24 protein-coding genes are annotated in these 26,581 nt (G+C 67.5%); 6 read left to right on the forward strand and 18 right to left on the reverse strand.

What is annotated here, in order from left to right; genetic code table 11:
* Positions 1 to 3 precede the first annotated feature (3 nt).
* Both QTH90_RS26250 and QTH90_RS26255 read right to left on the reverse strand, forming a co-directional pair.
* Positions 4 to 810: an ABC transporter ATP-binding protein gene (locus tag QTH90_RS26250; RefSeq protein ID WP_286667505.1), complete on the reverse strand. Its 807-nt coding sequence runs from the start codon at positions 808 to 810 to the stop codon at positions 4 to 6.
* Entirely contained in the window at positions 810 to 1,841 is a 1,032-nt protein-coding gene (locus QTH90_RS26255; protein WP_286667506.1) for an ABC transporter substrate-binding protein, read from the reverse strand. The genes QTH90_RS26250 and QTH90_RS26255 overlap by 1 nt, the downstream gene beginning before the upstream one ends.
* Positions 1,842 to 2,281: 440 nt before the next feature.
* On the opposite strand from QTH90_RS26255, the gene QTH90_RS26260 reads away from it, so the two are divergent.
* From QTH90_RS26260 to QTH90_RS26275, 4 genes are all read left to right on the forward strand, one after another.
* Positions 2,282 to 2,968, forward strand: a complete 687-nt coding sequence (locus QTH90_RS26260; protein WP_444814765.1) for a hypothetical protein — start codon at positions 2,282 to 2,284, stop codon at positions 2,966 to 2,968.
* The gene (locus QTH90_RS26265; protein WP_444814766.1) at positions 2,934 to 3,707 is read left to right on the forward strand and encodes a protein-L-isoaspartate(D-aspartate) O-methyltransferase; all 774 of its coding nucleotides are present in this window, start codon (positions 2,934 to 2,936) and stop codon (positions 3,705 to 3,707) included. The genes QTH90_RS26260 and QTH90_RS26265 overlap by 35 nt, the downstream gene beginning before the upstream one ends.
* A gap of 12 nt (positions 3,708 to 3,719) precedes the next feature.
* A complete protein-coding gene (locus QTH90_RS26270) occupies positions 3,720 to 6,134 on the forward strand; it encodes a spermine/spermidine synthase domain-containing protein (RefSeq protein ID WP_286667508.1) in 2,415 nt (804 codons plus the stop codon).
* A 72-nt stretch (positions 6,135 to 6,206) separates the two neighbouring features.
* Entirely contained in the window at positions 6,207 to 7,007 is an 801-nt protein-coding gene (locus QTH90_RS26275) for an alpha/beta hydrolase (protein ID WP_286667509.1), read from the forward strand.
* Positions 7,008 to 7,026: 19 nt separating this feature from the next.
* On the opposite strand, the gene QTH90_RS26280 is transcribed toward QTH90_RS26275, so the two are convergent.
* From QTH90_RS26280 to QTH90_RS26295, 4 genes are all read right to left on the reverse strand, one after another.
* On the reverse strand, positions 7,027 to 8,001 hold the full coding sequence (locus tag QTH90_RS26280; protein WP_286667510.1) for a Bug family tripartite tricarboxylate transporter substrate binding protein: 975 nt from the start codon (positions 7,999 to 8,001) through the stop codon (positions 7,027 to 7,029).
* A gap of 85 nt (positions 8,002 to 8,086) precedes the next feature.
* Positions 8,087 to 8,851 (reverse strand): SDR family oxidoreductase, encoded by a 765-nt coding sequence (locus QTH90_RS26285; RefSeq protein WP_286667511.1) that lies wholly within the window; start codon positions 8,849 to 8,851, stop codon positions 8,087 to 8,089.
* Positions 8,848 to 9,585, reverse strand: coding sequence for a fumarylacetoacetate hydrolase family protein (locus QTH90_RS26290; protein WP_286667512.1), 738 nt, complete (start codon positions 9,583 to 9,585; stop codon positions 8,848 to 8,850). The genes QTH90_RS26285 and QTH90_RS26290 overlap by 4 nt, the downstream gene beginning before the upstream one ends.
* Before the next feature lie 11 nt (positions 9,586 to 9,596).
* Positions 9,597 to 10,550, reverse strand: coding sequence for a 2-hydroxyacid dehydrogenase (locus QTH90_RS26295; RefSeq protein WP_286667513.1), 954 nt, complete (start codon positions 10,548 to 10,550; stop codon positions 9,597 to 9,599).
* A gap of 80 nt (positions 10,551 to 10,630) precedes the next feature.
* On the opposite strand from QTH90_RS26295, the gene QTH90_RS26300 reads away from it, so the two are divergent.
* Complete coding sequence (locus tag QTH90_RS26300; protein ID WP_286667514.1) at positions 10,631 to 11,776, forward strand: citrate/2-methylcitrate synthase; 1,146 nt, start codon at positions 10,631 to 10,633, stop codon at positions 11,774 to 11,776.
* On the opposite strand, the gene QTH90_RS26305 is transcribed toward QTH90_RS26300, so the two are convergent.
* The 7 genes from QTH90_RS26305 to QTH90_RS26335 all read right to left on the reverse strand — a co-directional run bounded on the left by QTH90_RS26305 (position 11,752) and on the right by QTH90_RS26335 (position 19,253).
* A complete protein-coding gene (locus QTH90_RS26305; RefSeq protein WP_286667515.1) occupies positions 11,752 to 11,898 on the reverse strand; it encodes a hypothetical protein in 147 nt (48 codons plus the stop codon). The two genes, QTH90_RS26300 and QTH90_RS26305, sit on opposite strands and share 25 nt — an antisense overlap.
* Before the next feature lie 420 nt (positions 11,899 to 12,318).
* The gene (locus QTH90_RS26310) at positions 12,319 to 14,691 is read right to left on the reverse strand and encodes an arylsulfatase (protein WP_286667516.1); all 2,373 of its coding nucleotides are present in this window, start codon (positions 14,689 to 14,691) and stop codon (positions 12,319 to 12,321) included.
* A 139-nt stretch (positions 14,692 to 14,830) separates the two neighbouring features.
* Positions 14,831 to 15,313, reverse strand: a complete 483-nt coding sequence (locus tag QTH90_RS26315) for an SET domain-containing protein (protein ID WP_286667517.1) — start codon at positions 15,311 to 15,313, stop codon at positions 14,831 to 14,833.
* Between the two features lie 51 nt (positions 15,314 to 15,364).
* Entirely contained in the window at positions 15,365 to 17,083 is a 1,719-nt protein-coding gene (locus tag QTH90_RS26320; RefSeq protein WP_286667518.1) for an IlvD/Edd family dehydratase, read from the reverse strand.
* 17 nt (positions 17,084 to 17,100) lie between these two features.
* Complete coding sequence (locus tag QTH90_RS26325; RefSeq protein WP_286667519.1) at positions 17,101 to 17,685, reverse strand: putative pterin-binding protein; 585 nt, start codon at positions 17,683 to 17,685, stop codon at positions 17,101 to 17,103.
* Between the two features lie 11 nt (positions 17,686 to 17,696).
* Complete coding sequence (locus tag QTH90_RS26330) at positions 17,697 to 18,095, reverse strand: nuclear transport factor 2 family protein (RefSeq protein ID WP_286667520.1); 399 nt, start codon at positions 18,093 to 18,095, stop codon at positions 17,697 to 17,699.
* A gap of 96 nt (positions 18,096 to 18,191) precedes the next feature.
* Entirely contained in the window at positions 18,192 to 19,253 is a 1,062-nt protein-coding gene (locus QTH90_RS26335; protein WP_286667521.1) for an alpha/beta fold hydrolase, read from the reverse strand.
* Positions 19,254 to 19,316: 63 nt separating this feature from the next.
* Here QTH90_RS26335 and QTH90_RS26340 point away from each other — a divergent pair, with 63 nt between their 5' ends.
* Positions 19,317 to 20,018: a DUF899 family protein gene (locus QTH90_RS26340; protein ID WP_286667522.1), complete on the forward strand. Its 702-nt coding sequence runs from the start codon at positions 19,317 to 19,319 to the stop codon at positions 20,016 to 20,018.
* Positions 20,019 to 20,022: 4 nt separating this feature from the next.
* Here the strand turns inward: QTH90_RS26340 and QTH90_RS26345 are convergent, their stop codons facing one another.
* The 5 genes from QTH90_RS26345 to paoA all read right to left on the reverse strand — a co-directional run bounded on the left by QTH90_RS26345 (position 20,023) and on the right by paoA (position 26,504).
* The gene (locus tag QTH90_RS26345) at positions 20,023 to 21,588 is read right to left on the reverse strand and encodes a Na+/H+ antiporter (RefSeq protein WP_286667523.1); all 1,566 of its coding nucleotides are present in this window, start codon (positions 21,586 to 21,588) and stop codon (positions 20,023 to 20,025) included.
* 117 nt (positions 21,589 to 21,705) lie between these two features.
* On the reverse strand, positions 21,706 to 22,689 hold the full coding sequence (locus tag QTH90_RS26350; RefSeq protein WP_286667524.1) for an aldo/keto reductase: 984 nt from the start codon (positions 22,687 to 22,689) through the stop codon (positions 21,706 to 21,708).
* 27 nt (positions 22,690 to 22,716) lie between these two features.
* Positions 22,717 to 24,912, reverse strand: coding sequence for an aldehyde oxidoreductase molybdenum-binding subunit PaoC (gene paoC, locus QTH90_RS26355; protein ID WP_286667525.1), 2,196 nt, complete (start codon positions 24,910 to 24,912; stop codon positions 22,717 to 22,719).
* Positions 24,913 to 24,915: 3 nt separating this feature from the next.
* Positions 24,916 to 25,866, reverse strand: coding sequence for an FAD binding domain-containing protein (locus tag QTH90_RS26360; protein WP_286667526.1), 951 nt, complete (start codon positions 25,864 to 25,866; stop codon positions 24,916 to 24,918).
* Entirely contained in the window at positions 25,863 to 26,504 is a 642-nt protein-coding gene (gene paoA, locus QTH90_RS26365) for an aldehyde dehydrogenase iron-sulfur subunit PaoA (RefSeq protein ID WP_286667527.1), read from the reverse strand. The genes QTH90_RS26360 and paoA overlap by 4 nt, the downstream gene beginning before the upstream one ends.
* Between the last annotated feature and the right edge of the window lie 77 nt (positions 26,505 to 26,581).

The raw sequence follows: 26,581 nt of genomic DNA on the forward strand, positions 1-26,581 counted from the left end.
CGGTCATCCTTCGACATGCACGTCGAGCTCGTCCCAGAGCGTGCCGAAGTAGGTGTTGAATTCGGGCAGCGCGCGCGCCTCGAAGGGCGTCGGGCGCTTGCCGTGGCTCGGGAAGCTCATCAGGTGCTCGGACTTGATGCGGCCCGGGCGGCGCGACAGCACCACCACGCGGTCGGTCATCGCGATCGCCTCGCCGATGTCGTGCGTCACCAGCACCACCGACTTGCCCTCGCTGCGCAGCACCTCGACCACTTCGTCGGCGATCGCCAGCCGCGTCTGCGAATCGAGCGCCGAGAAGGGTTCGTCGAGCAGCACCACGTCGGGGTTGGTCACCAGCGTGCGCGCCAGCGCCACGCGCTGGCGCATGCCGCCCGAGAGCTGGCGCGGGTAATGGTGCAGGAAGTCCCCCATGCCGCATTTGTGCAGCAGGTGGATGGCACGCTCGCGCGCCTCGCGCATGTTGCGCTTCTGGATCTGGGCGCCGAGCAGCGCGTTGTCCAGGATGCTGCGCCATTCGTAGAGATAGTCCTGCTGCAGCATGTAGCCGATGCTCGGCGACGGGCCCGTGACGGGCTTGCCGTCCACCGTCACGCTGCCGGACGAAGGTTCGAGGATGCCGGCGATGATCGACAGCAGCGTGCTCTTGCCGCAGCCGGACTGGCCGATGATGCTGACGAACTCGCCGGGTGCGACGGCGAGCGAGATGTTGTCGAGCGCCTGGGTCTCGCCCTGCAGCGTGAAGTAGCGCAGCGAGACGTTGCGCACGTCGATGCGCGGCCGTCCGGCCGCGGAGATGCCGGCTGCCACCATCACTTGGCCTTGGTGGCGAAGTCGGTCACGACGACCTGCTCGTACTTCACGCGCTTGCCGCTTTCGAGCACGCCACTGGTCGTGAGCATGTCCTGCAATTGCTCGACTGCTGCCTTCTCCACCAGCGGCGAGGTCTTCCACAGCTTGTAGCCGCGATAGCGCTCGATGGCCTTGACCAGTTCGGGCTGCGACATGCCGGGGAAGAACTCCGCGATCTGCTTGGCAAGGTCTGCGGCCGGTGCGGCCTGCACGTACTTCTGCGCCCGCGCCACGGCGTTCGTCCAGGCCTGCAGCACCTCGGGGTTCTTCTGCATGAAGGTGTCGGTGGTGGTGAACACCGTGTAGTCGACCGGACCGACCTCGCTGCCGATGGACGCCATGACATGGCCGTTGCCGTCCTTCTCCAGGTTGCCGGCCTCCGGCTCCAGGAAGATCGCGTAGTCGTTCTGCCCGGCCATCCAGGCGCCGGTGCGTGCGGCCGGGCCGATGTTGTTGACCAGCTTCAGGTCCTTCTTCGGGTCGAGCCCGTGCTTGCGCAGGGCGGCCTCCAGGAAGACGTCGGGGTTCGAGCCCGGACGGAAGGCCATCACCGACTTGCCCTTGAGCTGGTTCCAGTCGAAGGCGCCGCTGACCGGCTTGCGCCCCATCAGCAGGAAGCCATCGGTTGCGGTGAGCCCGGCGAAGATCTTCGGCTTGGACGGCGACTCGCTGTTGGCGACATAGATGGAGGCCTCGGGACCGATCAGCACGATGTCCGCGCTGCCGGACAACAGCGCGGCCATGCCCTTGTCGGTGCCCTGGGAGGTCTTCATGCCCACGTCGAGGCCGGCATCCTTGAAGTAGCCCTGGTTCAGGGCGACGTACATCGGCACGTACAGCACCGAGCGGATGACTTCCTCATAGCGCACCTTGGTCAGGGGCTTGTCGGGCTGCGCGGCGGCCTGGCCGGCGAGGGACACCAGGCCTGCCGCCATGGCGAGTGCCGGTACCAGTCGGACGAGTGCCGGTATACGGCGCGAGAACAGAGACATGAGGAACCTCCGGTGTGAATGAATTAATACAGTATGCAAAACGTGGGCCAGAAAGCAATCCTGCAATGCACCACTGACGCTGCCGGTCGCTCCCCTCTGGCACAGGGAGCCAAGACGTGATCGTGGCCAATTTCTCCTAGGAATCGCGCGCCTTCCAAACGTTGCCGCACCATTCCGGCGCGCATGGATTCCAGATTGGAGCGCTCACCCGAGAAAAGCGGTTTTCATCATTATTGAATACTGTATACCGTTTAGGCAACCCGTTGCTACTCAATAACCCCATGCTCCCGGACGTGGGGCGCGCCGGGCCCGAGCACCAATGCCCTCAATGAACAGGTGGGACAGTGCTGGCGATCGCTCATGCCGGCTCCCATAATCCGCGCAGCCTGGCCCCGGGCGGCCGAGCTGCGACGCAACCTTCCACTTCCAACGGAGGAAACATGTCCAGACGCTTTTCCTGGTCCCTGCGGGCAGTCCTCATCGGCCTTCCGGTCCTGATCACGGCGTGCGCCATGCAGCAATCCGGCGGCGCGGGTGGCGGGCCGATGAGTTTCTTCGTGACCAGCGTGGGTGCCGGCAAGGGCGCCGACCTGGGCGGGATCGCGGGCGCCGACAAGCACTGCCAGAACCTGGCCACCGCCGCGGGCGCGGGCGGCAAGACATGGCGGGCCTATCTGAGCACCCAGGGCAAGGACGGCGTCCCCACCGTGAACGCGCGGGACCGGATCGGCAAGGGCCCCTGGAGCAACGCCAAGGGCGAGGTGATCGCACGCGACGTCGACCAGTTGCACGGGGCGAACAACGTCACGAAGCAGACAGCGCTGAACGAGAAAGGCCAGCCTGTCGAGGGCCGCGGCGACACGCCTAACCGCCATGACATCCTGACCGGCTCGCGTGCCGACGGAACGGCCTTTTCGCCGAACGACACGGACATGACCTGCGGCAACTGGACGCGCAGCGGCACCGAGGGCGTGACCATCGTGGGCCATCACGATCGCTCGGGGCCGACGGCAGACCCCTGGGCGACCTCGTGGAACTCCTCGCACCAGTCCCGTGGCGGTTGCAGCCAGCAGGCGCTGCGCGGAACGGGGGGTGACGGCCTGCTCTATTGCTTCGCCGCGAACTGACGGCCCGGGCGCCATGCTTCGCGCCATGGCGGCATCGCTCCTCCTGGCGACGGCGGGAGCCCATGCCGCGGCCACCCCGGATTTCGCTTCCGAGCGGCGGCGGATGATGGAGCAGATCGCGACGCTGGCACGCCAGACCAGCGACGAGACCGGCAGGCCGGCCTTCGACGCGCGGGTGATGACGGTCATGGGCACGGTGCCCCGGCATGAGTTCGTGCCCGCCGATCAGGTCGACGTCGCGTACGACAACCGGCCGGTGCCGATCGGCCACGGGCAGACCATTTCGCAGCCCTACATCGTGGCGCTGATGACCGACCTGGCCAAGGCGGAGCCGGGCCACAAGGTGCTGGAGGTCGGGACCGGGTCGGGCTACCAGGCGGCGGTGATGGCCCGGCTGGTCCGCGCGGTCTACACCATCGAGATCATCGAGCCGCTGGGGCTGCAGGCCGCGCAGCGTCTTCAGCAGCAGGGCTACGGCAACGTCCAGGTGCGCCTGGGCGACGGCTACCACGGCTGGGAGGAGCATGCGCCCTATGACGCCATCCTCGTGACCGCGGCGGCCAGCCACGTCCCGCCGCCGCTCATCCGCCAGCTCAAGCCCGGCGGCCGGATGGTGATCCCGGTGGGTGCGGCGTTCATGGTCCAGCAATTGATGCTCATCGAGAAGAACGCGGATGGCACGGTGTCGACACGGCAGATCCTGCCGGTGGCCTTCGTTCCGCTGACCGGCCGGCGCTGAGCCGGAGCGTCGATGGCCACCGCGCCGCTGATCGCCGTGGCCCTGGTCTCGGCTGCGGCGCTGGCCTACGAGATCCTGCTGATGCGGCTGTTCTCGATCATCCTGTGGCACCACTTCGCCTACATGATCATCAGCCTCGCACTGCTGGGCTGGGGCGCCAGCGGCGCGCTGCTGACGCTGGCGCAGCGCGCGGTGCAGCAGCATTTCGCGCCGTTGTTCTGCACGGCCGCCGCGGGGTTCGGGCTCAGTGCGATCGGCTGCTTCCTGCTGGCGCAGCGCGTGCCTTTCAATCCGCTGGAAATCCTGTGGGACCCGCGCCAGCCGGCGTACCTGCTGGCCGTGTACCTGCTGCTGCTGGTTCCCTTCCTGTGCGCCGGGGCCTGCGTGTGCATGGCCCTGTCGCGCTTTCGCGGGCAGGTGTCACGCATCTACAGCGTCGACATCCTCGGCGCAGGGGCGGGCAGCCTGGGCATCGTGGCGTTGCTGTTCGTGCTGTCGCCGACCGACGCATTGCAATTGATCGGCGCGCTGGGCTGCGTTGCGGCAGCGGTCGGATGGCTCGAATGCGGCGGGCATCGGCGTTGGCCGGCGTTTGCGCTGGTGGCCCTGGCCGGCGTGCCCTTGCTGCTGCCCTCGGCCTGGATGGCGCCCGCGATGTCGCCCTACAAGGAACTGTCGCAGACCTTGCGCATTCCCGGTGCGCGGGTGGTCGCGCAGCGATCGAGCCCGCTGGGCCTTGTCAGCGTGGTCGAGAGCCCGCGCATTCCGCTGCGCCATGCGCCGGGCCTGAGCCTCACCGCGACGACCGAGCCGCCGCCTCAGTGGGGCGTCTTCACCGATGGCGAGGGGCTCAACGCCCTGACCCGCTTCGACGGACGGCGCGCCAGCCTGGCCCATCTGGACCAGATCAGCTCGGCGCTGCCTTATCACTTGCTGCATCGACCGCATGTGCTGGTGCTGGGCTCCGGCGCCGGGGCAGACGTGCTGCAGGCGCACTTCCATGGCGCGCGCCGCATCGATGCAGTGGAGCTGAATCCGCACGTCGTCGAACTGGTGCTGGGGCCGTTCGCCGACGCATCGGGCGGCGTCTACGGTCCGATGGCGCGTGTGCATGTGGCCGAGGCGCGGGGTTTCGTCGCGGCGAGCCGGGACCGCTACGACCTCATCCAGGTGGCGCTGCTCGATTCGTTCAGTGCATCCTCGGCCGGCCTCTACGCACTCGCCGAGAACTATCTCTACACGGTCGAGGCCTTGCAGGACGACCTGCGCCACTTGCAGCCCGGCGGCCTGCTCGCGGTGACGCGATGGGTCACGCTGCCGCCGCGCGATGCGCTCAAGCTCTTTGCCGCCGCGGTGGCGGCGCTGGAGCAATCGGGCGTCGCCGACCCCGCATCGCGGCTGGCGTTGATACGCAGTTGGAAAACCAGCACGCTGCTGGTCAAGAACGGCGCGTTCACGAGCGAGGACATCGCTGCCATCAAGAGCTTCTGCGTGGCCCGCTCTTTCGACCTCGCCTTCTATCCCGGCATCCGGCGGGAGGAGGCGAATCGCTTCAACGTGGTCGAAGGCCCGGACCTGTTCGATGGCGCGCAGGCGCTGCTCGGTCCGGCGCGCGACGAATTCATGGCGCGCTACAAGTTCCACATCGAACCGGCCACCGACGACAGGCCCCACTTCTTCCACTTCTTCAAGTGGCGCTCGCTGCCGGAACTGCTGTCGCTCAAAGGTCGGGGTGGCCTGCCGCTGCTCGAATGGGGCTATCCGGTGCTGGTCGCCACGCTGGTGCAGGCGGCGCTTGCGAGCCTGCTGCTGATCGGCTTGCCGCTGGCATGGGTCGCGCGGTCCGGTGCGCGGCAACGTGAGGGCGCATCGCGCACCATGCCGGCCGCGCCATCACGCGGTCGCGTGCTGGCCTATTTCCTGGCGATCGGATTCGGCTTCATGTTCATCGAGATCGCGTTCATCCAGAAGTTCGTCCTGTTCCTGAGCCATCCGCTGTATGCGATTGCGGTCGTGCTGTTCGCCTTCCTGCTCTTCGCCGGCATCGGCAGCCGCGTGACCGGTCGGCTCAAGGGGTATCCGGTGGCGGCGGTGGTGGGCGCCATCGCCGTGTCGGCGACGCTCTGCCTGCTCCTGCTGCCCTGGCTCTTCCAGCACGCGATGGGCCTGCCCGATGCGGCGCGGATCCTGATTGCGGCAGCGCTCATCGCGCCGCTGGCGTTCTTCATGGGCATGCCCTTTCCGCTGGGGTTGACCAGGGTGGAAGCCGCCGACGCCCGCCTCGTTCCCTGGGCCTGGGGCATCAACGGCTGTGCATCGGTCACCGCGGCGGTGCTGGCTACCTTGCTCGCGATCCACATCGGCTTCACCGCGGTGGTCGTGGCGGCGTTGGTCCTGTATGGGGTGGCGGCCATGTCACGTCCCTGACGCGCTGCAGGGTTGACAGCGCAACGACTTCGCCAAAGGATGACCCGCCATCGAACTACCGGACGGGCGTGGATGAAACCTGCTGCCATCATGCTCTGGCTCGTCACCGCCTGCGCCATTGCGCTGGCAGCGCCCGCCATGTTCCAGGACAGTCTTCTCTACCACCCCGCCCGGGCGCAAGCCGCCGACATGGTGTCCGCCGGACTCGTCGCCTGGCCGGCCGAAGGCGACTTCCGTGGTCTGGTGGCGGAGCCCGCCGGACCTGCGCGCGGCACGGCGATCGTGTTCCACGGCAATGCAGGGCATGCAGGGCATCGCGACTACTACGCCGCAGTGCTCACCCGCCTTGGCGTGCGCGTGATCCTCGCCGAATACCCGGCGTACGGACCGCGTGATGGGGCGTTGGGCGAACGCAGTCTGGTGGAGGACGCCGAGCAGACCATCGCGCTGGCCCATCGGCTGCACGGCGCGCCCTTGCTGCTCATCGGCGAATCACTGGGCGCCGGCGTGGCGGCTGCAGCGGGTGTGCGGCAACGCGAGCAGGTCGCGGCGCTGATGCTCATCACGCCATGGGACACGCTTGAACACGTCGCGGCCTATCACTATCCGTGGCTGCCGGTGAGCTGGCTGCTGAGGGATCGGTACGACAGCGCCGCGCATCTCGCGTCGATCGGCCGGCCGGTGCTGGTGGCGGTCGCCGAGCGCGACCGCATTGTTCCGGCGCGCTTCGGCACGTCGCTGTATGAAGCGCTGCCCAGTCCCAAGCGGCTCGAGGTGGTGCGCGCAGCCGACCACAACGACTGGATCCGCTACGTCGACGACGCGTGGTGGCGAAACGCGGTGGGGTTCCTGCTTGGCGAGCAGGCCCCGTAGGGCCGGGTGAACCGCGAACTCACTCCGGTTCGATCCCCGCCTCCTTGACCACCTTGCCCCACTTGACGAGGTCGGACTTGATCAACGCGGCGTAGTCCTGCGGCGTTCCGCCCTGGATCTCGATGCCGGCCGCCTCCAGCTTGGCCCGCACATCAGGCATCTTGAGCGCAGCGTTGATCTCGGCATTGAGCTTGTTGACGATCGCCTTGGGCGTGCCGGCAGGCGCCAGGAAGCCGCCATTCGTGTTGGCGTCGTAGCCCTTGAGCCCCTGTTCCTCCGCCGTCGGCACGTCCGGCAGCGACGATGTCCGCTTCCGGGTCGACACCGCAACGGCGCGGGCATTGCCGGCCTTCACCTGCGACTGGATGGCGCTGATGGTGTCGATGTAGAGGGCGGTGCGTCCGGCCAGCAGATCGGGGTGCGCGGCGGCCGAGCCCTTGTACGGAACCAGCAGCATCTGCGTGCCGCTCGCCATGCGGAACATCTCGGCCGCCATTTCCTGCGCACTGCCGCGGCCGGAGGTGGCGACCTTGGCCTGGTCCGGATTGGCCTTCATCCAGGCGATGAACTCGGGCAGCGTCTTGGCGGGAATCTTCGGGTAGATCGCGAACACCAGCGGAACCTCGTGGGTGTAGACGATGGGCTCGAAGCTCTTCTCCGGGTCCCAGCCCAGATTCTTGAACAGGAACTTGTTGATGTTGTGGCTGCCGCCCACGATGCCGATCGTGTAGCCATCGGGCGCCGACTTGGCAAGCACATCCGTCCCGAGGTTGTTGGATGCGCCGGGCCTGTTGTCGACGACTACCGGCTGGCCCATCGACACCGCGAGCTTGTCGCCGACGACGCGGGCGATCGTGTCGATCGCGCCGCCCGGCGGGGCCGGCACGATGATCTTGATGGCACGCGTGGGGTAGGCCTGGGCCGATGCCAAGGCCGGCACCAGGGCCAGGGACGCCGAGACGGCGAGGACCTTGAACAGGGATCTGGTTTTCATGGAAGTCTCCTCTTGCGGGTGGATCAAATCGTCATGCAGCGCCGTTGGGTCCGCTAGACCCCGCGCGGCCGCTGCATCGGGTGCTCTAGCCGCGCCCGACGAAGGGCATGGCGCTGGCCATCACGGTCATGTTCAGCACGTTGGCGCTCAGAGGCATGGCGGCGATGTGGCGCACCGCATCGGCCACGTGGCTGGCGTCCATCATGGGTTCGGGCGCGACGGTGCCGTTGGCCTGCAGCACGCCGCGCGTCATGCGCTCGGACAGTTCGGTCAATGCGTTGCCGATGTCGATCTGGCTGGCCACGATGTTGAATGCACGCCCGTCGAGCGCCAGCGCCTTGGTCAGGCCCGACACCGCGTGCTTGCTGGCCGTGTAGGGCGCGGTGAAGGGGCGCGGCGTCTGCGCCGAGACCGATCCGTTGTTGATGATGCGGCCGCCCTGCGGCGACTGGCGGCGCATCAGGCCGAAAGCCGCGCGGGCGCACAGGAACACGCCGGTGACGTTGGTGTTCAGCACGCTGAACCACTTGTCCAGCGGCAGTTCGTCCATCGGCACCGCCGGGGCATTCACGCCGGCGTTGTTGAAGAGCAGGTCCAGCCGGCCGAAGCGCTGTTCGATGGCGTCGAACAGTGCCTGCACGCTGTCGGGTTCGGTCACATCGGTGGGCACGGCCAGGGCCGTCTGTCCGCGCGCCTCGGCCTCGGCCGCCAGCGTTTGCAGGGGCTCGGCGCGGCGACCGGCCAGCACGACGGCCCAGCCGTCGTTCAGCAGGCCGATGGCCACGTTGCGGCCGATGCCGCTGCCTGCGCCGGTGACCAGGGCGATCTTCCTGGAGGGGGTTGTGTTCAAGGGGAGTCTCCTGACGTTGGTGATGGCGAATGGTTCTGTGCGTGCGCGCTGCCCACGGTCATGGAGAACTGGCCGATCTCCGCCACGCCTCCGCTCACGATGTCACCGGGTTGCAGTGCGCCCACGCCTGCGGGGGTGCCGGTGAAGATCAGGTCGCCGGGCGCGAGCGTCACGGACCTCGACAGCATCGCCACCAGTTCGGCCACCGGCCACATGAGATCGGAGACGTCGGCGCGCTGGCGTTCGATGCCGTTGACCGCCAGCCACACGGCCCCCTGCCTGGGATGGCCGCAAACTTCTGCCGGCACGAGGCGCGTGCAGGGGGCGGAGTGGTCGAAGGCCTTGGCGGCCTCCCACGGGCCACCGGCGCGCTTGGCTTGCTGCTGCAGGTCGCGCCGCGTGAGGTCCAGCCCTGCGGCATAGCCCCAGATGTGATGCGCCTCCACCAGTGCCGGGTCGATATCCCGACCGCCACGGCCGATGGCGACGACCAGCTCGATCTCGTGGCAGAAATCCGCGGTACCCGGGGGATAGGGCAGAAGGCCATGCGCGGGCACCACCGCGCTGGCAGGCTTCATGAACCAGGCCGGCATTTCCCGCGGCCTCGCCTGCTCGTCCACGCTCCACCGGTAGTTGCGGCCGATGCAGTACACGCGGCCCACAGGGAAAGCCGCAGTGCTCCCCGCCACCGGCAGGGTGGTCGGCGCGGGCGCCGGGAAGACCAGATCCGTCATGGCCCCGGCGCTCAGGTGGTCAGGCTCATCGACGGGCGTTCGCCCGCCAGGGCCTGGGCAACGCTGGCGAGCACCATCTCGGCCATGGCCGTCCGCGTCTCCCAGGTGGCACTGGCGCGGTGAGCCTGAAGGGTCACGCTGTCGGACTGGCGCAGTGCCGGCGGAACGCGGGGTTCGTCGACGAACACGTCCAGGCCCGCACCGGCAATGCGCCCGGCGGTCAGCGCCTCTGTCAGGTGGGCTTCATTGACCAGGCGGCCGCGTGCGACGTTGACCAGGAAGCCGCGCGGGCCGAGCGCATCGAGCACGGCCGCATCGACGATGCCTTCGGCCTTGTCCGCCGCCGCGCACAGCACGAGCGCGTCCGAGTCGCGCGCGAGGTCCACCAGCTTCGGCACGAACCGATGGGCCACATCGTCCATGGCGAGCAGGTCGGTGTAGCTGATGGGGCAACCAAAGGCCGCCGCCCGGACCGCGACCGCGCGGCCGACACGTCCCATTCCGACGATGCCCACGCGCATGCCGCTGAACCGGCGGGCCAGCGGGATGGCGTTGGGCTGCGGAAAGCGCTCCCACTGGCCGTCGCGCACGAAGCGGTCGCCGGCGCACAGGTTGCGGCAAGCGGCAATCAGCAAGCCGATGGCCAGGTCGGCCACGTCCTCGGTCAGCGCGCCAAGGGTTGCGGTCACCGGCAGGCCACGGCCCCGGCAGTACGCCAGATCCACGGCGTCGGTCCCCACGCCGTTGACGGCAACGACCTTGAGGCGAGGCAGCTGTTCCAGCATCGAGCGCGAAATGCCGGTGTGCCCGCCGGTGATCACGGCGTCGATGGACGCGCCATGTTCACGCAGCCAGGCATCCGGGTCACTCGTCTCGAAATACTTGTGGACGGTGTAGAGCGATGCGAGCTGGTCGTTGATCGCAGGGATCAGGATCGGATTGAGTTGCAGGACCTGGGGTTTCATGAGGCCATGTTAGTAAGACATTGACTAACATGGCAATATTGACGTTTAAAATCAATATAAATAACTTTCTGCATCAAGCCATGGCTTCCTGGATATCGATGGACGAGGCATGCCGCCTCCTCGGTGTACGACCCCAGACGGTTTACGCCTACGTGAGCCGCGGCAAGCTCGAAGTCATGCCCGATCCGGCCGATACGCGCCGCAGCCTGTACCGCGCCGAGGACGTCGCCGGCCTTGCCAAGCGCAAGCAGGCCGGGCGCAAGCACGAGACCCTGGCCGCCAATACGCTGTTCGGCTCGGAGCCGAGCATTCCGACCGCCCTTTGCGCCTTCTTTCGCGGACGGCCCTACTACCGCGGCCAGGATGCTGTGAACCTGGCCCGGTCGGCCACGCTGGAAGATGTGGCGCGACTGCTGTGGAGCGCGGAGCAAGCCGTGGACTTTTCGTCCCCGACGACGCCAGCGCGTCCGGTCGAACCTGGGCGTGCCGCCGCTTTCACTGCCTTGGCCGACCTCGCAGCCACCGGGCATTCCACGCGCGGGCGCCTGACCCGCGTGCTGCACGCCGAGGGCCAGGGCCTGGTGGGTCAGTTGGCCAATGCGTTCGGTGCCAAGCCGGGCCCGCAACCGCTGCATCTGCGCTTTGCGAAGGGGTGGAAGCAATCGGCCCAGGTGGCCGATCTGCTGCGAACGGCCATGGTGCTGCTGGTCGACCACGAGCTGACCAGTTCAGCCTTTGTCGCGCGCATCGCCGCTTCGACGGGTGCCTCGCTGCCGGCCTGCCTCCTGGCCGGCTTGACCACGCTTTCCGGCCCCTTGCATGGCGATGCCTCGGGCCGCGTCCAGGCGCTGTTCAGCGAAGTGGAGCGGCTGGGCGAGGACAAGGTGGTGGCCCACTACCTCTCGACCGGCTTGCCGCTGGCAGGATTCGGCCACCACCTCTATCCCGATGGCGATCCGCGCGCAGCGGCCTTGCTCGCGTTGTTCGAACCCCCGGAAGTCATCGCGCGCTTCATCGAGAAGGTGACGAACCTCACCGGCTTGCAGCCCAACATCGACGTGGCCCTGGCCGCACTGGTCGCGCACCATCGGCTGCCGGCCGACGCGGCTTTCGGCCTGTTCGCCACGGCGCGCAGCGTCGGGCTGCTGGCGCACAGCCTGGAGCAATTGGGCGAGGCGCAAGTGATTCGCCCGCGCGGGCGCTATGTGGGGCCGATGCCTGATTGAGACGCTTGCATTGATTCGGCGGTCGCGATGGCGGTCTGCACGCGGCGCTGGAACTCCGCATCGACCACGTCCAAGAGGGCTTCCACATCGCTGCGGCGGACGATGCGCTCGTCCTTGCTCAAGCTGAACTCCCGAAGAAGCAGATCGCGAAGGCATCCGACGGCGCGATAGCCGTCGTGCACCGCGCTAACTTCGGCGTTGACTCGCCTCGCCAGAGAGGCGCGATCGTCTTCGGGGGGATCGTTTGGGGGGCGCGCGAGCGCGCAAGTAGGGTGGACCACGTAGGACCTCCAAGAGCTGCGGTTTTCTAAAACCGCCGCCTCGCTGTCAAACGATGGCGGCGACTCGAACGGGTTGACAGACCGGGCAGCTCTTGCGAGAACCGGCGAGCCTTGCGGCTCCCCGTCCGAGCCGCCTAAAAAGGAGGCACGAACGACGAAGCCGCAGACCCTCTGCGGGAAAACTGCGGCTCACGTCGCAGAACTGCTTCAGGCTGTCAAACCCGATCACGCCTTTTTTTGACGTGATGTCGCAAAGTATATCTACGAGGTACGCGCTCGCTTGCCCGCCGCGACACCCAGTTGCCCCAGTTCAACCGTCACCTTCTCGATGGTGCCCGTGAACGCAAACGGCATCTTGTACGTGAAGTCGATCGGCGAGCCGATATCCATCCCTACGTCCAATCCCTCGCCCAGCGAGAACTGGATCGGGATGGTGCGCTCCAGCCGGCCCTCGGCGATCTTCCTGCCGTTGGCGCTCATGGTGACGGTGCCTCCCTTGCCCATGCCGCCGCCGTCGTACTTGAAGTCGACCACCAGCTTGTTCCTGCCCTTGGGCAACGGGTTCTTCGCCGTGAACGTGGGCCGGTCGATGCTCAGGAAGTTGTAGACGAAGGTCGGCCTGCCTTCGCGCAGGTACAGGCCGTAGCCGCCTTCGAGTCCGCCGTGCGTCACGATCATCCCTTCGGCCTTGTCGTCGGGCACCTCGAACTCGGCCGTGATGGTCCATGACTTGTTGCACATCGGCGGAGACGCCGCGTCGGGCAGGCCGATGGTGCCGGGGTAGTAGGTCATGCGGGTGCGCCCGGCGATGAGGCTGGGCCGCCCCATCAACTCAGCATTCATGCGGATGGTGGCGCGCCAGTCGAGCGGCAGCACGTTGTACTTGGCGGCCTCCACCCACCAGAGGTCCTGCAGCTTGCGCAGCATGTCCGGATGCTTCTTGGCCAGGTCATTGGCCTGGGAGAAGTCTTCCTCGATGTTGTAGAGCTCCCAGGGTGCCTTGTCGGGGTCCCACTCCTGGCGGTTCGGGTCCCACGGCACGAACGACGGCGACGATGCCATCCAGCCGTCGTGGTAGAGGCCACGGTTGCAGCCGAGCTCGAAGTACTGCGTGTTGCGCGGGCTCTTCGCGTCCGCGCTGCCCAGGGAATCGGCAAAGCTCCTGCCCTCGATGGGCTTCTGCCGGATCCCGTTCAGATCGGTCGGCGCGGTGACGCCGCAAAGCTCGTAGATCGTCGGCACGATGTCGATGGTGTGGATGAACTGGTCGCGCAGGCCCCCCTTGTCCTTGATGCGCGCCGGCCACGAAATGATCATCGGGTTGCGGGTGCCGCCGAAATGGCTGGCGACCTGCTTGGTCCACTGGAAGGGCGTGTTCATCGCATGCGCCCAGGCGGACGGGAAATGGTTGAAGTGCTTCGGACCGCCCAGCTCGTCGATCGCCTTGATGTTGTCCTGCCACTTCTCCGATAAGCCGTTGAAGAACATGTTCTCGCACAGCGAACCTTCCAGCCCACCCTCGGCGCTGGCGCCGTTGTCGCCGGCGATGTAGATGATGAGCGTGTTGTCGGCGTCGGGCAGTTGCTTGCAGGCCTCGACGACGCGGCCCAGCTCGTGGTCGCAATGCGCCGCATAGCCGGCGAAGACTTCCATCATCCGCGCGTAGAGGCGCCGCTGGTCCGCGTTGAGGGAACTCCACGCCGGCAAGCCCTTGGAGCGGGTCGTGAGCTTGGTGCCTTTCGGAATCACGCCCAGCTTGAGTTGCCGGGCATGCGTCTGCTCGCGGTACTTGTCCCAGCCGCCGTCGAACTGGCCCTTGAACTTGTCGATCCATTCCTGCGGCGTGTGGTGCGGGGCATGGGTCGCGCCGGTGGCGAGATAGAGAAAGTAGGGCCGGTCGGGCGCGATGCTCTTGGCCTGGCGCACCCATGCAATGGACTTGTCGGCGAGGTCGGTCGTGAGGTGGTAGTCCGGGTCCGTCGACGCCGGCACCAGGTCGCGGTTCTGGAACAGGATCGGGTTCCAGTGGTTCATGTCGCCGCCGTTGAAGCCGTAGAAGTAGTCGAAGCCCAGGCCATTGGCCCAGCGGTCGAAGGGCCCGGCCGCACTGGTCTCCCATGTCGGCGTGTTGTGGTTCTTTCCGACCCAGGCCGTCATGTAGCCGTTCTGCCGGAGCACTTCGCCCATCGTGCCGCAGCTGCGCGGCAGGATGCAGGTGTAGCCGTCGTAGCCCGTGGCCAGCTCGGTGATGCCGGCGAACGCGGTGGAGTGGTGGTTGCGCCCGGTGATCAGCGCCGCGCGCGTGGGGCTGCACAGCGCGGTGGTGTGGAAGCGGTTGTAGCGCAGGCCCTCGGCGGCGAGCTTGTCCATGGTGGGCGAAGGAATGCCGCCGCCGAAGGTGCCGTACTGGCCGAAGCCGCAGTCGTCGATGAGGATCAGCAGGATGTTCGGCGCGCCCTTGGGTGCCTGCACGGGCTTGGGGAACTGGGCGGGATCGGAATCGAGATAGGTGCGGCCGACCTCGCCGGGGAAGTGGAAGTCGGGGCGGGGAAGTATTTCAGGGGTGCTGTTCGCGGGGACGGCCTCTGCGGAGGCTTGCTTGCGCGACACGGGACTGCTGGGCTTCTTTGCCATCGCTTCGCTCCTGGAGTGGCTTCGCGAACCGGGTCCAGGGGCAAGGCGCCGCCTTCTTGCCGTCGCGAGCAGGGCGCAAGCGTGACCCGCGTCGGCGTCGCGCGCAATTGCACATTGGTGCAAGCGCCCGGCGCGCGACTCACGAAGCTGAGTCGACCTCGGCGGGCGCGAGCATCGTGCCGCGACAGTTCGCGGAGCCGCAATGGCAGGGGTATTTCGAGGCGGGCGATCCGTCGTCCGCCGTCAGGCAGTAGTCGATGAACAATTCGTCCCCTGCCTCCACGGGCACGATCGTCTGGAACTTCAGCACCAGGCGGCCTGCGTCGTCATACTCCTCGACCGCTTCGCAGTTGGGGTCGCAGGCGTGATTCAGGTGGCGCGTGCCATTGCCGCCCTTGGCGCCGTCGATGGTCTCGTGGTTCGACAACGTGAACAGGTAGGTCAGCTGGTCATCCCACGCCTTCGCCGCGATTTCCTCCTTGGAGTAGCGGCGGCCTTCATAGAGGCCCAGCAATGCGAAAGCGGGCAGGTCCCGCGTCGCGAAGGCGCCGAGCCCGTGGACCCCGCTGGGCGCCACCCTGATGTACGGGGTGGAGGATGTGTGTTTGCGATGCTTTGCCATGGGGGTGGAAATTGTAGGTGGCGCTCGCGGCGCCCCGCTACCCACGCATGGCTACTCGGGCACTTTCCCGTTCATCCCGGCCGCCCGCAGGAAGTCGAAGTCCACACCCTGGTCGGCCTGCGTGACAGATTGAAGGAACAGCTTGAGGTAGCCGCGTTCGGCAGTCGGCGCCGTCACGGGCGACTCCTTCGCCCGCCGCGCCAGTTCCTCATCGGTCACGAGCAGCGCAATCTCGCGGTCCCGCACGCTCAAGCGAATCCGGTCGCCATTGCGCACGTAAGCCAGCGGACCGCCGACAGCCGACTCGGGCGTGACGTGAAGCACGATGGTCCCGAATGCCGTCCCGCTCATGCGTCCATCGGAGATGCGAACGATGTCCTTCACGCCCGCGCGTGCCAGCTTGCGCGGGATGGGGATGTAGCCCGCCTCGGGCATGCCGGGCGCGCCCTTGGGGCCGATGTTCTTCAACACCAGCACGTCCTGCGCAGTGACGTCCAGGTCATCGCTGTCGATCCGCGTGAGCAGGTCCTCGGTGTTCTCGAACACGACCGCGCGGCCTTCGTGCTCCATCAGCTGCGGGTCGGCGGCCGACTGCTTGATGATGGCGCCGCCCGGCGCCAGGTTGCCGCGCAGCACGGCGATGCCGCCTTGCGGATAGATGGGGTTGGCGATGGGCCGCACGACATCCTGCTTGAAGCCCGCGCCGTGGCGCTCTATCTCTTCGCCCAGCGTGCGGCCGGTGACTGTCATCGCGTCGAGCCGCAGCAGCGGCTTGAGCTCGCGCAGCAGGGTCGCCATGCCGCCCGCATGATGAAAGTCTTCCATGTAGTGCTGCCCGGACGGCTTCAGGTCCAGCAGCACGGGTGTGTCGCGGCCCATGCGGTCGAGTGCGGCCAAGTCGATCTCCAGGCCCATGCGCCCCGCAATGGCGGTCAGGTGCACGATGCCGTTGGTCGAGCCGCCGATCGCCAGCAGCACGCGCATCGCGTTCTCGAAGGCGGCGGGGGTCAGCACCTTGTCGATGGTCAATCGATCGCGCGCCATCTGCACGGCCTGCGTCCCGGTCTGCTCGGCGATGCGGATGCGGTCGGCGGTGACGGCCGGTGGCGATGCGCCGCCCGGCATCGTCATGCCCAGCGCCTCGGCGATGCAGGCCATGGTGCTGGCCGTGCCCATCACCGAGCAGGTGCCGACGCTGGCGACGAGCTGGTTGTTCACGTCGGCGACTTCGTCTTCATCGATCTCGCTTGCGCGGAACTTGCCCCAGTAGCGGCGGCAGTCGGTGCAGGCGCCGACGCGCTCGCTGCGGTGGCTGCCGGTCAACATCGATCCAGTGATGAGCTGGATGGTGGGGATGCCGGCCGACGCCGCGCCCATGAGCTGCGCGGGCACGGTCTTGTCGCAGCCGCCGATGAGCACGACGGCATCCATCGGCTGGGCGCGCACCATTTCCTCGGTGTCCATCGACATGAGGTTGCGCAGGTACATGCTGGTCGGCGCGGCAAAGCTCTCATGGATGGAGATGGTCGGAAACTCCATCGGCAGGCCGCCGGCCAGCATCACGCCGCGCTTGACCGCCTCGATGAGTTGCGGCGCGTTGCCGTGGCAGGGGTTGTAGGCGCTGCCGGTGTTGGCAATGCCGACCACGGGCCGGTCGAGCGCGGAGTCGGTGTAGCCCGCACCCTTGATGAAGGCCTTGCGAAGGAACAGGGAGAAGCCCTGGTCGCCGTAGCTGGTGAGCCCCTTCCTGAGGCCGGTTGGCTTGTCCATGGTTCAGCGTGCAGCGATCAACCGCGCGTGACTTCGATGCTGTAGAGCCCCCACGGGCACAGCGCGAAGCGTTCCTTGAGCGGCTTGTCCTTGAACGCGGCGAGCGTGTCCGCCTCATAGATCGCCCACTGCGGGCCGAGCCCACCGAGCGCGAGCGGCGTGCCGTCGATCTCGGTGGCCACGATCATGCGGTAGGCACGTGCGTTCGCCATGCTCAGCGGCACGACGTAGCCATCCACCGCGCGAAGGGCGATCGTCACTTCACTGGTCGTCGGAACGCCCGCCGCTTCCAGCACGCTCGTCAGCAGCGGGCCTGCCAGCGCGTGCATCTTGGCGTCGTATTCGAGCGTGGCCTTGATGCGGGTGACGGGCAGACGGCGCAAGGCGTCGGAGTCGAACACGAAGGCCTTGTCGAACTTGACGCCGTGCTTGACCAGCAGCTGGTCGAGCGCCGGGTCGACCGCGCCCCGGTTCGACTTGCCGATCGCGCCGCTGACGGTGAGGAGACCCGGGCCCTTGCGCTCCGGGTCGGCCGCTAGTGCATCGACTGCGGGCCACAGTCCGGCGAGTGCTGCCGTGCCCAGGAAGTGACGTTTGTTCATCCAGCCATTGTCTACTTCGCGTGGAGTCTGGAGGCGGTGTCGCCTGTCCCGACCCAGCGGCTGATCTTGGTGCCTTCCTTCCACGTGAACACCTGGATCCATTCGGATTCGTGCACCTTGCCGTCCGGCAACGCGCGGCCCTTGACGCGGCCGAGGACCGTCACGTGATTGGGGCCTTCGAGGAACTCGCGCGGCTCGAACTCCAGGATCTCATCGGCCTGGGCCAGCTTGCCGAACCACTCGGCCACCTGCTGCTTGCCCTTGCAGGTGCCGCCGTAGGGCGTGCCGGTGTCGGGGGTGGCGAGGAATTTCCATTCCACGTCATCCGCGAGCAGATCCAGCAGCGCCGGAATGTCGCGCTTGCCGAACGCTGCATAACCTTGCTTGGCGATCTCGGTGGGGGTGCCCATGGCGCTTCTCCTTGGAATGAGGGGCCATGAGTTTGCGCGCCTGAAGGCCCGTCCGGAGGGCCTCCAGGCGCGTTCAAATGTAAGTGTTTTGTATTCTTATTGGGCTGGCGCCGCGTCCAGCCATTGCTTCATCTGCGTCTTCCAGAACTTCGCGTTGGCGGTGGTGCCATGGCCGCGTGTGTCTTCGCTGGCCGGAATGAGAAGGAACTTCGCGTTCTTCAGCCGCTTGAGCTCGCGCTCCATGATGCCCAGCTCGGGCGGATTGCGTTCGTCGTCCGCCGAGTTGATGGCGAGGAGGGGCGCACGAATGCGCTCCAGCTGCGGCGCGGCGTTGTAGTCGCGCGAGGAATCCCACTGGTAGAGGAAGTCGTTGGCGTCGGCCGTGAAAGGCGCTGCCAGTCGCGCATCCAGCAGCTTGTCCGCTGCCGCGCGGGTCGGCGCCATCTTCTGGTACGCCAGCGAACCGCCGTTGGAGACGATGCCGAAATAGGCGTTGGCCGCGCGCACGGCCTGGGGCTGCGTCGTGTAGTTGCCGTTGTTCCAGGCCGGGTCGTTGCGGATCGAGTCGATGACGATCCGCCGCATCATCCAGTTGCGGCTCGACATCTCGGTGGGCTGCGAAGCCATCGGCACCAGTGCATCCATGAACTCGGGGTGCTGCGCGCCCCAGATCCACGTCTGCATGCCACCCATCGAATTGCCGATGACGAGGCGCAGGTGCTTCACGCCGAGCCCCTCGGTGAGCAGCCGGAACTGGCCCTGCACCATGTCGTCGTAGTTGTAGAGCGGGAACTTCGTCCGCAGGCCGTCCGACGGCTTGGACGACTTGCCATGGCCCAGGGCATCCGGAAGGATGACGAAGTACTTGCTGGCGTCGAGAGGCTGCCCCGGCCCGAAGAGTTCGTCGCCGAAGGCCGGCGACAGCATGCCGGTCCCGGAGCCGGACGTGCCGTGCAACACCAGCACGGCCGGATTCGACGGCGAACCCAGCGTGGTGTAGTGCAGTCGCACTTCAGGCAGGACTTCGCCGGTGTGGAAGCGGAAGTCCTTGGCGATCCAGTCGCCTTCCTTGGCGGGGGGCGTGTCGGCCGCCCAGGCGGTGACTGCGGCGCAGCACAGAAGCAGCCATGTAGTGAACGTCTGACGCAGAATCCTCATGAATGTCTCCTTGGAAAACCGTCGTTGTTTTCCATACTCTAGGCGCAAACAAGGAGCAAAGGCATGCCGCAAACGCTGACCCCCGCCGCAGAGCTGGCGAAGAAGGCGAAGACGCCGTTCCCTGGCGCATCGGCCGAATACGCCGCCGCCCGACAGGCTCTGCTGGCCGAAGAGATCGAGTTTCGCCGCCACATGACGCGCCTGGTCGAGCAGCGCCAGGACCTGCCGGCCGGCCCGGTGATCGAGAAGAACTACCGCTTCAAGGACGAACAGGCCTTCGAGGTGGGGCTGCTCGACCTGTTCGGCGACAAGGACACGCTCGTCACCTATTTCTGGATGTACGGGCCGCAGCGCGAACGGCCGTGCCCGATGTGCACCAACCTGTTGGGTGCGCTGAACGGCAATGCCGCGGACATCAAGCAGCGTGTAGCGCTCAGGGTGCTGGGGCGCTCGCCGGTGGAGCGGCAGTACGCCTTTGCGCAGGAGCGCGGCTGGCGCGACCTGAACTTCGTGCAGACCATCGGCGACGACTATGCGAAGGACATCGGCGTGCTGCAGCCCGACGGGAGCGAGTACCCGGCGCTGATCGTGTTCAAGCGCGACGGCGACAAGGTCCGCCTGTTCTGGGCCGGCGAGATGACGGGCGAGATGGCCGACCCCGGCCAGGACCCGCGCGGCGCGCCCGACATCGCCTCGCTCTGGTCCATCCTCGACCTGACGCCGGGCGGGCGCGGCGCCGACTGGTATCCGAAGCTCCAGTACTAAGGCGTCAATCCGGCCTGCCGCCGCCGGCGCTGAGTTCCGCCCAGTCGAGTTCCTGCACCAGCACCCGGTAGGCGTCGTCGCCGATCACGTCATCGCGGCGAAGCTCGAATGCGCGCTGCCGCGCCACGGTGATCGCATGGCGGCGAAGCGGTCCGCCGGGCACTTCATCGACGCGCGTGTCAGCCGTCTGGCTGGTATTCAGTTCGACCACCGCGCCGTATTCCTTGCGCAGCAGCTTTGCCGAAAGCGTGTCGTCGTCCTTGATCGCGTCGAGCAGCGCGCCGTACGCATGCGTGCGGCCGAGCCGGATCTCGCGGCCGACCGGGTCGTCGTCGGTCAGGCCCATGGCGCGGATTAGCGGCGCCATCGTCAGGCCCTGCAGCACCAGCGTGCCGAGCACGACCGCGAAGGCGCACAGCAGGATCAGGTCGCGGAACGGAAAGGGCGTGCCGTCGGGCAGCGTCTCGGGAATGGCGAAGGCCGCCGCCAGTGTGACGATGCCGCGCATGCCCGCCCACGAGAGCACGATGCCGCTGCCGAGCGTGGGTTTTGGATGCGGCGGCTCGCCGGGCTTCGCGCTGCGCCGACGCTTGAGCGCCTGGTAGACCATCACCCACGCGAAGCGCGCCAGGATCGTCACGCCCAGCACCACCGCAGCGGTGATGAGCGCATCGGCCTGCCCGCCGCTGGCTTCGAGCCGCGTCCAGATCGGCCGCAACTGCATGCCGATCAGCACGAAGGCGAACGCGTTCAGCACGAAGACCACCGTCTCCCATACCGCGAAGATCGGCACGCGCATGCGCGCCGGCATCTGCTGCCCGCCACGCCGCGCGATGGTCATCGCATAGGCGACCAGCGTCAGGATGCCGGAGAGCCCGATCGCCTCGGCTGCGATCCACACGCCGAAGGTCAGCGCAAACATCACGATCAGCGCGATCGGCACCTCGCGCAGGCTGATCGTCAGTGGCCCCAGCACGCGGGCGCAGGCGATGCCTGCGGCGATGCTGCCGAAGACGGTCAGCAGGAACACCGGCGCGAAACTGCCGAAGCCGAGGTGTCCGGCCATCATGGTCATGATGGCGAGCCGGTAGACCAGCAGTGCGCTCGCGTCGTTGAGGAGGCTTTCGCCTTCGAGGATCTTCAGCAGCTTGTGCGGCAGCTTCACCTGGCGCATCACCGCAGTCGCTGCCGCCGCATCGGGCGGCGCGACGATGGCACCGAGCGCGATCGCGACCGGCCACGGCATGCCGGGCACCAGCCAGCGCGCCGTGAACGCGACCGCCAGCACGGTCGTGCCGACCGCCGCGATGACGAGCCCGGCCACTGGCCGCCAGTTGGCCCGCAGGTCGCGCAGGGAGGTGTCGTAGGCCGCGTCGACCAGCACCGGCGCGACGAAGAGCGTCAGCGCGAGGTGCGGGTCCAGTGTCCAGTTCGGGCTCTCGGGCACGAAGGCGAGCAGCGTGCCGCCGAGCGCGAGGAAGGTCGGGTAGGGTGCGCCGAGCTTGCGCGCCAGCGCCGCCAGCAGTGCCGCGCCGAGCAGCAGCACGATGATCCATTCGAACGTCGCCATGGTCGAGAGGTGTCCTTCTCCGGAAGGACGCCATTGTGTGCCGGCGCTTTGCTCGGGCCGCGCTCACGCGAATGGCGCGGGGTCGATCCGGCCCCGATGACGGTGGCACTGTTCAGCTCACCGCCCGACGAGCTTCTGGCGGTCCGCAGAGTAGCGGGCACCCTGCACCGGCACACTCGACACGGCCGCCTCGATCTCCTTCAGGTCTTCCGGCGACAAGACAACGGATGTGGCGCCGGCGTTTTCTTCAAGGCGGTGAAGCTTGGTCGTGCCGGGGATGGGCACGATCCACGGCTTCTGCGCGAGCAACCACGCGAGCGCAAGCTGGGCAGGGGTGACCTGCTTGCGTGAGGCGATGCCGGCCAGAACGTCGACCAGCGCGCGGTTCGCCTCCCGAGCCTCCGGCGCGAAGCGCGGCACGGTGTTGCGAAAGTCATTCGCGCTGAACGCGGTCTGCGCGTCGATGGCGCCCGTCAGGAAGCCCTTGCCGAGCGGGCTGAACGGCACGAAGCCGATGCCCAGTTCCTCGAGCAGCGGGAGAACCTCCTTCTCCGGCTCGCGCCACCACAGGGAATACTCGCTCTGGAGCGCAGTGACAGGCTGGACCGCATGCGCACGCCGGATGCTGTCGACGCCGGCCTCGGAGAGACCGAAGTGCTTCACCTTGCCCTCGCGGATCAGGTCTTTCACGGTCCCGGCGACTTCTTCGATGGCGACCTGCGGATCGACGCGGTGCTGGTAGAGCAGGTCGATGCGGTCCGTGCGAAGGCGCTTCAGCGCCTCGTCCGTCACCTGCCGGATGCGCTCCGGCCTGCTGTCGAGGCCCTTGGCGGTGTCGCCCTCGCGAAAGCCGAACTTGGTTGCGATCACGACCTGGTCGCGGATCGGCTCGAGCGCTTCGCCGACCACCCCTTCGTTGATGAAAGGTCCGTAGGCTTCGGCCGTGTCGAAGAACGTGATGCCGCGATCGAAGGCGGCGCGAATGAGCTTGACGGCATCAGCCGTATCGGTGGCAGGCCCGTAGCCATAGCTCAGGCCCATGCAGCCCAGCCCGAGGGCAGAGACCTCCAGGCCGCTTTTTCCGAGTTGTCGATGTTGCATTTTTTGCTTCCTCATGAGATTGCGTCGTCAGGCGCCCGGCGTTGGCATGCGTCCGATCAGCTTGTCCAGCGTGACCGGGTAGTCGCGCACGCGCACGCCGGTCGCGTTGTAGATGGCGTTGGCGACCGCTGCACCGACGCCGCAGATGCCGAGTTCGCCGACGCCCTTGGCTTTCATGGGCGAGGAGATGGGGTCCGTCTCGTCCAGGAAGATCACTTCCTGGTGCGGGATGTCCGCGTGCACGGGCACTTCGTAGCCGGCGAGGTCGTGGTTGACGAAGAAGCCCAGGCGCTTGTCCACCGCGAGTTCTTCCATCAGCGCGGCGCCGACGCCCATCGTCATGCCGCCGATGACCTGGCTGCGTGCGGATTTGGGGTTGAGGATGCGGCCCGACGCGCACACGGCGAGCATCCGGCGCACGCGGACCTCGGCGGTGTAGGCATCCACGGCCACTTCGACGAAGTGCGCGCCGAAGGTGGATTGCTGGTAGCGCTTGCTCAGCTCGGCGAACTCGATCGTGTCCTCCGCCACGATGCCGCTGTCGCCGGCCACCTCGGAGAGCGATGCGCTGCGGCCGCCCGCGCGCACCATGCCGTCCGCGAAGCTCGCGCCTTCCGCCGGCAGGCCCGCGCGCTGCGCCACGGCGTCGCGCAGCTTCACGCAGGCTGCGTACACGCCGGCGGTCGAGCAGTTGCCGCCCCATTGCCCGCCGGAACCGGAGGAAACGGGGAAGGACGAGTCGCCGAGGCGCACGACCACGCGTTCGAGCGGCACGCCCATCATCTCCGCGGCGGTCTGCGCAATGATGGTGTAGCTGCCCGTGCCGATGTCGGTCATGTCGGTTTCCACCGTCACCACACCGCGTCCGTCGAGCCGCACGCGGGCGCCCGATTTGGTGACCTGGTTGTTGCGGAAGGCCGCGGCCATGCCGGTGCCGATCCACCAGCGGCCTTCGCGCCGCTGCGCGGGCTTGACGCTGCGCTGCGCCCATCCGAAGCGATCCGCGCCGGTGCGCATGCATTCGATCAGGCGACGCTCGGAGAAGCGCCGGCTCGGGTTCGCCGGGTCGACCTGGGTGTCGTTGAGCACGCGGAACTCGACCGGGTCCATGCCGAGACGCTCGGCCATCTCGTCAACCGCGATTTCCAGCGCCATCAACCCTGGGGCTTCACCCGGCGCGCGCATCGCATTGCCTTCGGGCAGGTCGAGCATCGCCAGCCGGGTGCCGGTCAGGCGGTTCTCGCCGGCGTAGAGCCACAGCGTCTGCTGCACCGCGTTCTCGGGCTTGCCGCCGACCAGATTGCCGGACCAGCTCTCATGCCCGATGGCCGTGAGCTTTCCCTGCCGGGTGGCACCCAGGCGGATGCGCTGGATGGTTGCGGGCCGGTGGACGGTGTTGTTCGCCATGATCGGGCGCTGCAGGGCCACCTTGACCGGGCGGCGAACCATGCGGGCACCGATGGCCGCGAGCACCGTGTCGGCGCGCAGGAACAGCTTCGCGCCGAAGCCGCCACCGATGTACGGCGACATGAGGTGGATCTTTTCCCTGGGCATGCCCAGCGTTGTCGCCAGGTCTGTCCGGGTCCAGTCGATCATCTGGTTCGACGTCCAGATGTTGAGTTGGTCGCCGCGCCATGCGGCGGTCGTGGCATGCGGCTCCATCATGGCGTGCGAGTGATCCGGCGTGGTGTAGGTCTCGTCCAGCGTCACTTCGGCCTTGGCGAAGGCCCCGGCGAAGTCGCCGATCGTGCTGTTGCGGTCGGCGGTCCGGCGTTCGGAGGTCTTCGCGGCCTCGAGGTCGAAGACGCCTTCGGCGGTGGCGTAGCTCACCTTCAGCAATTGCGCGGCCGCCCGCGCCTGCTCGAAGGTCTCGGCGACCACCAGCGCGATGGCCTGGTGGTAATGCTCCACGGCGGGTCCGCCCAGCAGCCTCGCGGTGTTGAAGTTGCCCTTGCCGAGTTCGCCCGCGTTTTCGGCCGTGACGATGGCGATCACGCCGGGCGCCGACTTGGCGCGGCCCTGGTCGATGGCGGTGATGCGGCCCTTGGCGATGCCGGCGCCGACGATGTAGCCGTAGGCCGCGTTGGGCGCGACGTCATGGCGCTCGTAGGCGTAGGGGGCGGTGCCCGTGGTCTTGAGCGGTCCATCGATGCGGTCCGTGGGCCGGCCGACGACCTTGAGCTGGTCGATGGGGTTCGTGGTGGCGGGTTGGTCGAATCGCATGGCTCAGCTCCTCGCTTCCGTCAACACCGCGTCGAGCGTGCGCTCGACCAGCGTCACCTTGAAGGCGTTGTGTTCGGTCGGCTTCGCGCCAGCGAGCAAGGCCGAGGTCACGGCGCTGGCGCCACGGGGCAATTGCGCTTCTGCGGAGGAGATTCGCCACGGCTTGGGCGCGACGCCGCCCAGTGCCACGCGGCCCGTGCCGTCGCGCTGCACGATCGCTGCGACCGAGACCAGCGCGAACGCGTAGGAGGCCCGGTCACGCACTTTCTGATAGACATGCTTGCCGCCGACGGGCGCCGGGAGCCTGACCGACGCGATCAGCTCGCCGGGCTGCAGCGCCGTCTCGATGTGCGGCGTGGCGCCAGGCAGTCGGTGAAAGTCCTCGATCGGGATCGTGCGGCGCTGGCCGCCGGGCCGGAGGGTCTCGACCGTCGCATCGAGCGCGCGCAGGGCGACGGCCATGTCGCTCGGATGCGTCGCGATGCAGGCTTCGCTCGTGCCCACCACGGCCAACTGCCGGCTGACTCCGCCGATCGCCGAGCAGCCGCTGCCCGGCTGGCGCTTGTTGCACGCCTGGTTCGTGTCGTAGAAGTAGGGGCAGCGCGTTCGCTGCAGCAGATTGCCTGCGGTGGTCGCCTTGTTGCGAAGCTGCGCCGAAGCGCCGGCGAGCAGGGCGCGCGACAGCACGCCATAGTCGCGCCGCACGCGCGCATCCGCGGCGAGGTCGGTGTTGCGCACCAGTGCGCCGATGCGCAGGCCGCCGTCCGGCGTGGCTTCGATCTTGTCGAAGCCGAGGCCGTTGACGTCGATCAGGTGCGCCGGCGTCTCGATCTCCAGCTTCATCAGGTCCAGCAGGTTGGTGCCGCCGGCAATGAAGCGCGCGTTGGGTTGGCGCGCCGCCGCAGCCACCGCCTGCTCGGGCGAGGTGGCCTGCTCGTAGCTGAAGGCTTTCATGCTTTCACCCCCGCCACTTCGCTGATCGCATCCACGATGTTGCTGTAGGCGCCGCAGCGACAGATGTTGCCGCTCATGCGCTCGCGGAACTCGACGGGCGTGAGCTGCGGCCTGGCGGCCAGGTCGGCGCTGACGTGGCTCGGAATGCCTTCGGCGATCTCGCCCAGCATGCCGACGGCAGAGCAGATCTGGCCCGGTGTGCAGTAGCCGCACTGGTAGCCGTCATGCTTGACGAAGGCCGCCTGCATCGGGTGCAGATTGCCGGGCGTGCCGAGGCCCTCGATGGTGGTCACCTTGGCGCCTTCGTGCATCACGGCCAGCGTCAGGCACGAGTTGATGCGGCGGCCATCCACGATGACCGTGCAGGCGCCGCACTGGCCGTGGTCGCAGCCCTTCTTGGTGCCGGTCAGGTGCAGGTGCTCGCGCAAGGTGTCGAGCAATGTGGTGCGGGTGTCCAGCACGAGGCGGTGCGTCTTGCCGTTGACGTTGAGCGTGACCGTGGAGGGGCCCGGTCCGCTGGTGGCGCGCGCCGGGGCGGGTGCCGCGGACGCGGCGGCCATGGCAGGCACGGATGCGGTCGCCGCACCGGCCTTCAACAGGCCGCGTCGGGAAATGCTGAACTCGTCGAGCGTGGTCATGTCGCGTTCCGCTCCTTCATCGTTGGCGCGCGCTGCGGGGGCGGCGCACGCACAGGTGGGTAGCCGGCTCGAACGGC

It is taken from the genome of Variovorax flavidus (assembly GCF_030317145.1).
Taxonomy (GTDB): Bacteria; Pseudomonadota; Gammaproteobacteria; order Burkholderiales; family Burkholderiaceae_C; genus Variovorax; species Variovorax flavidus.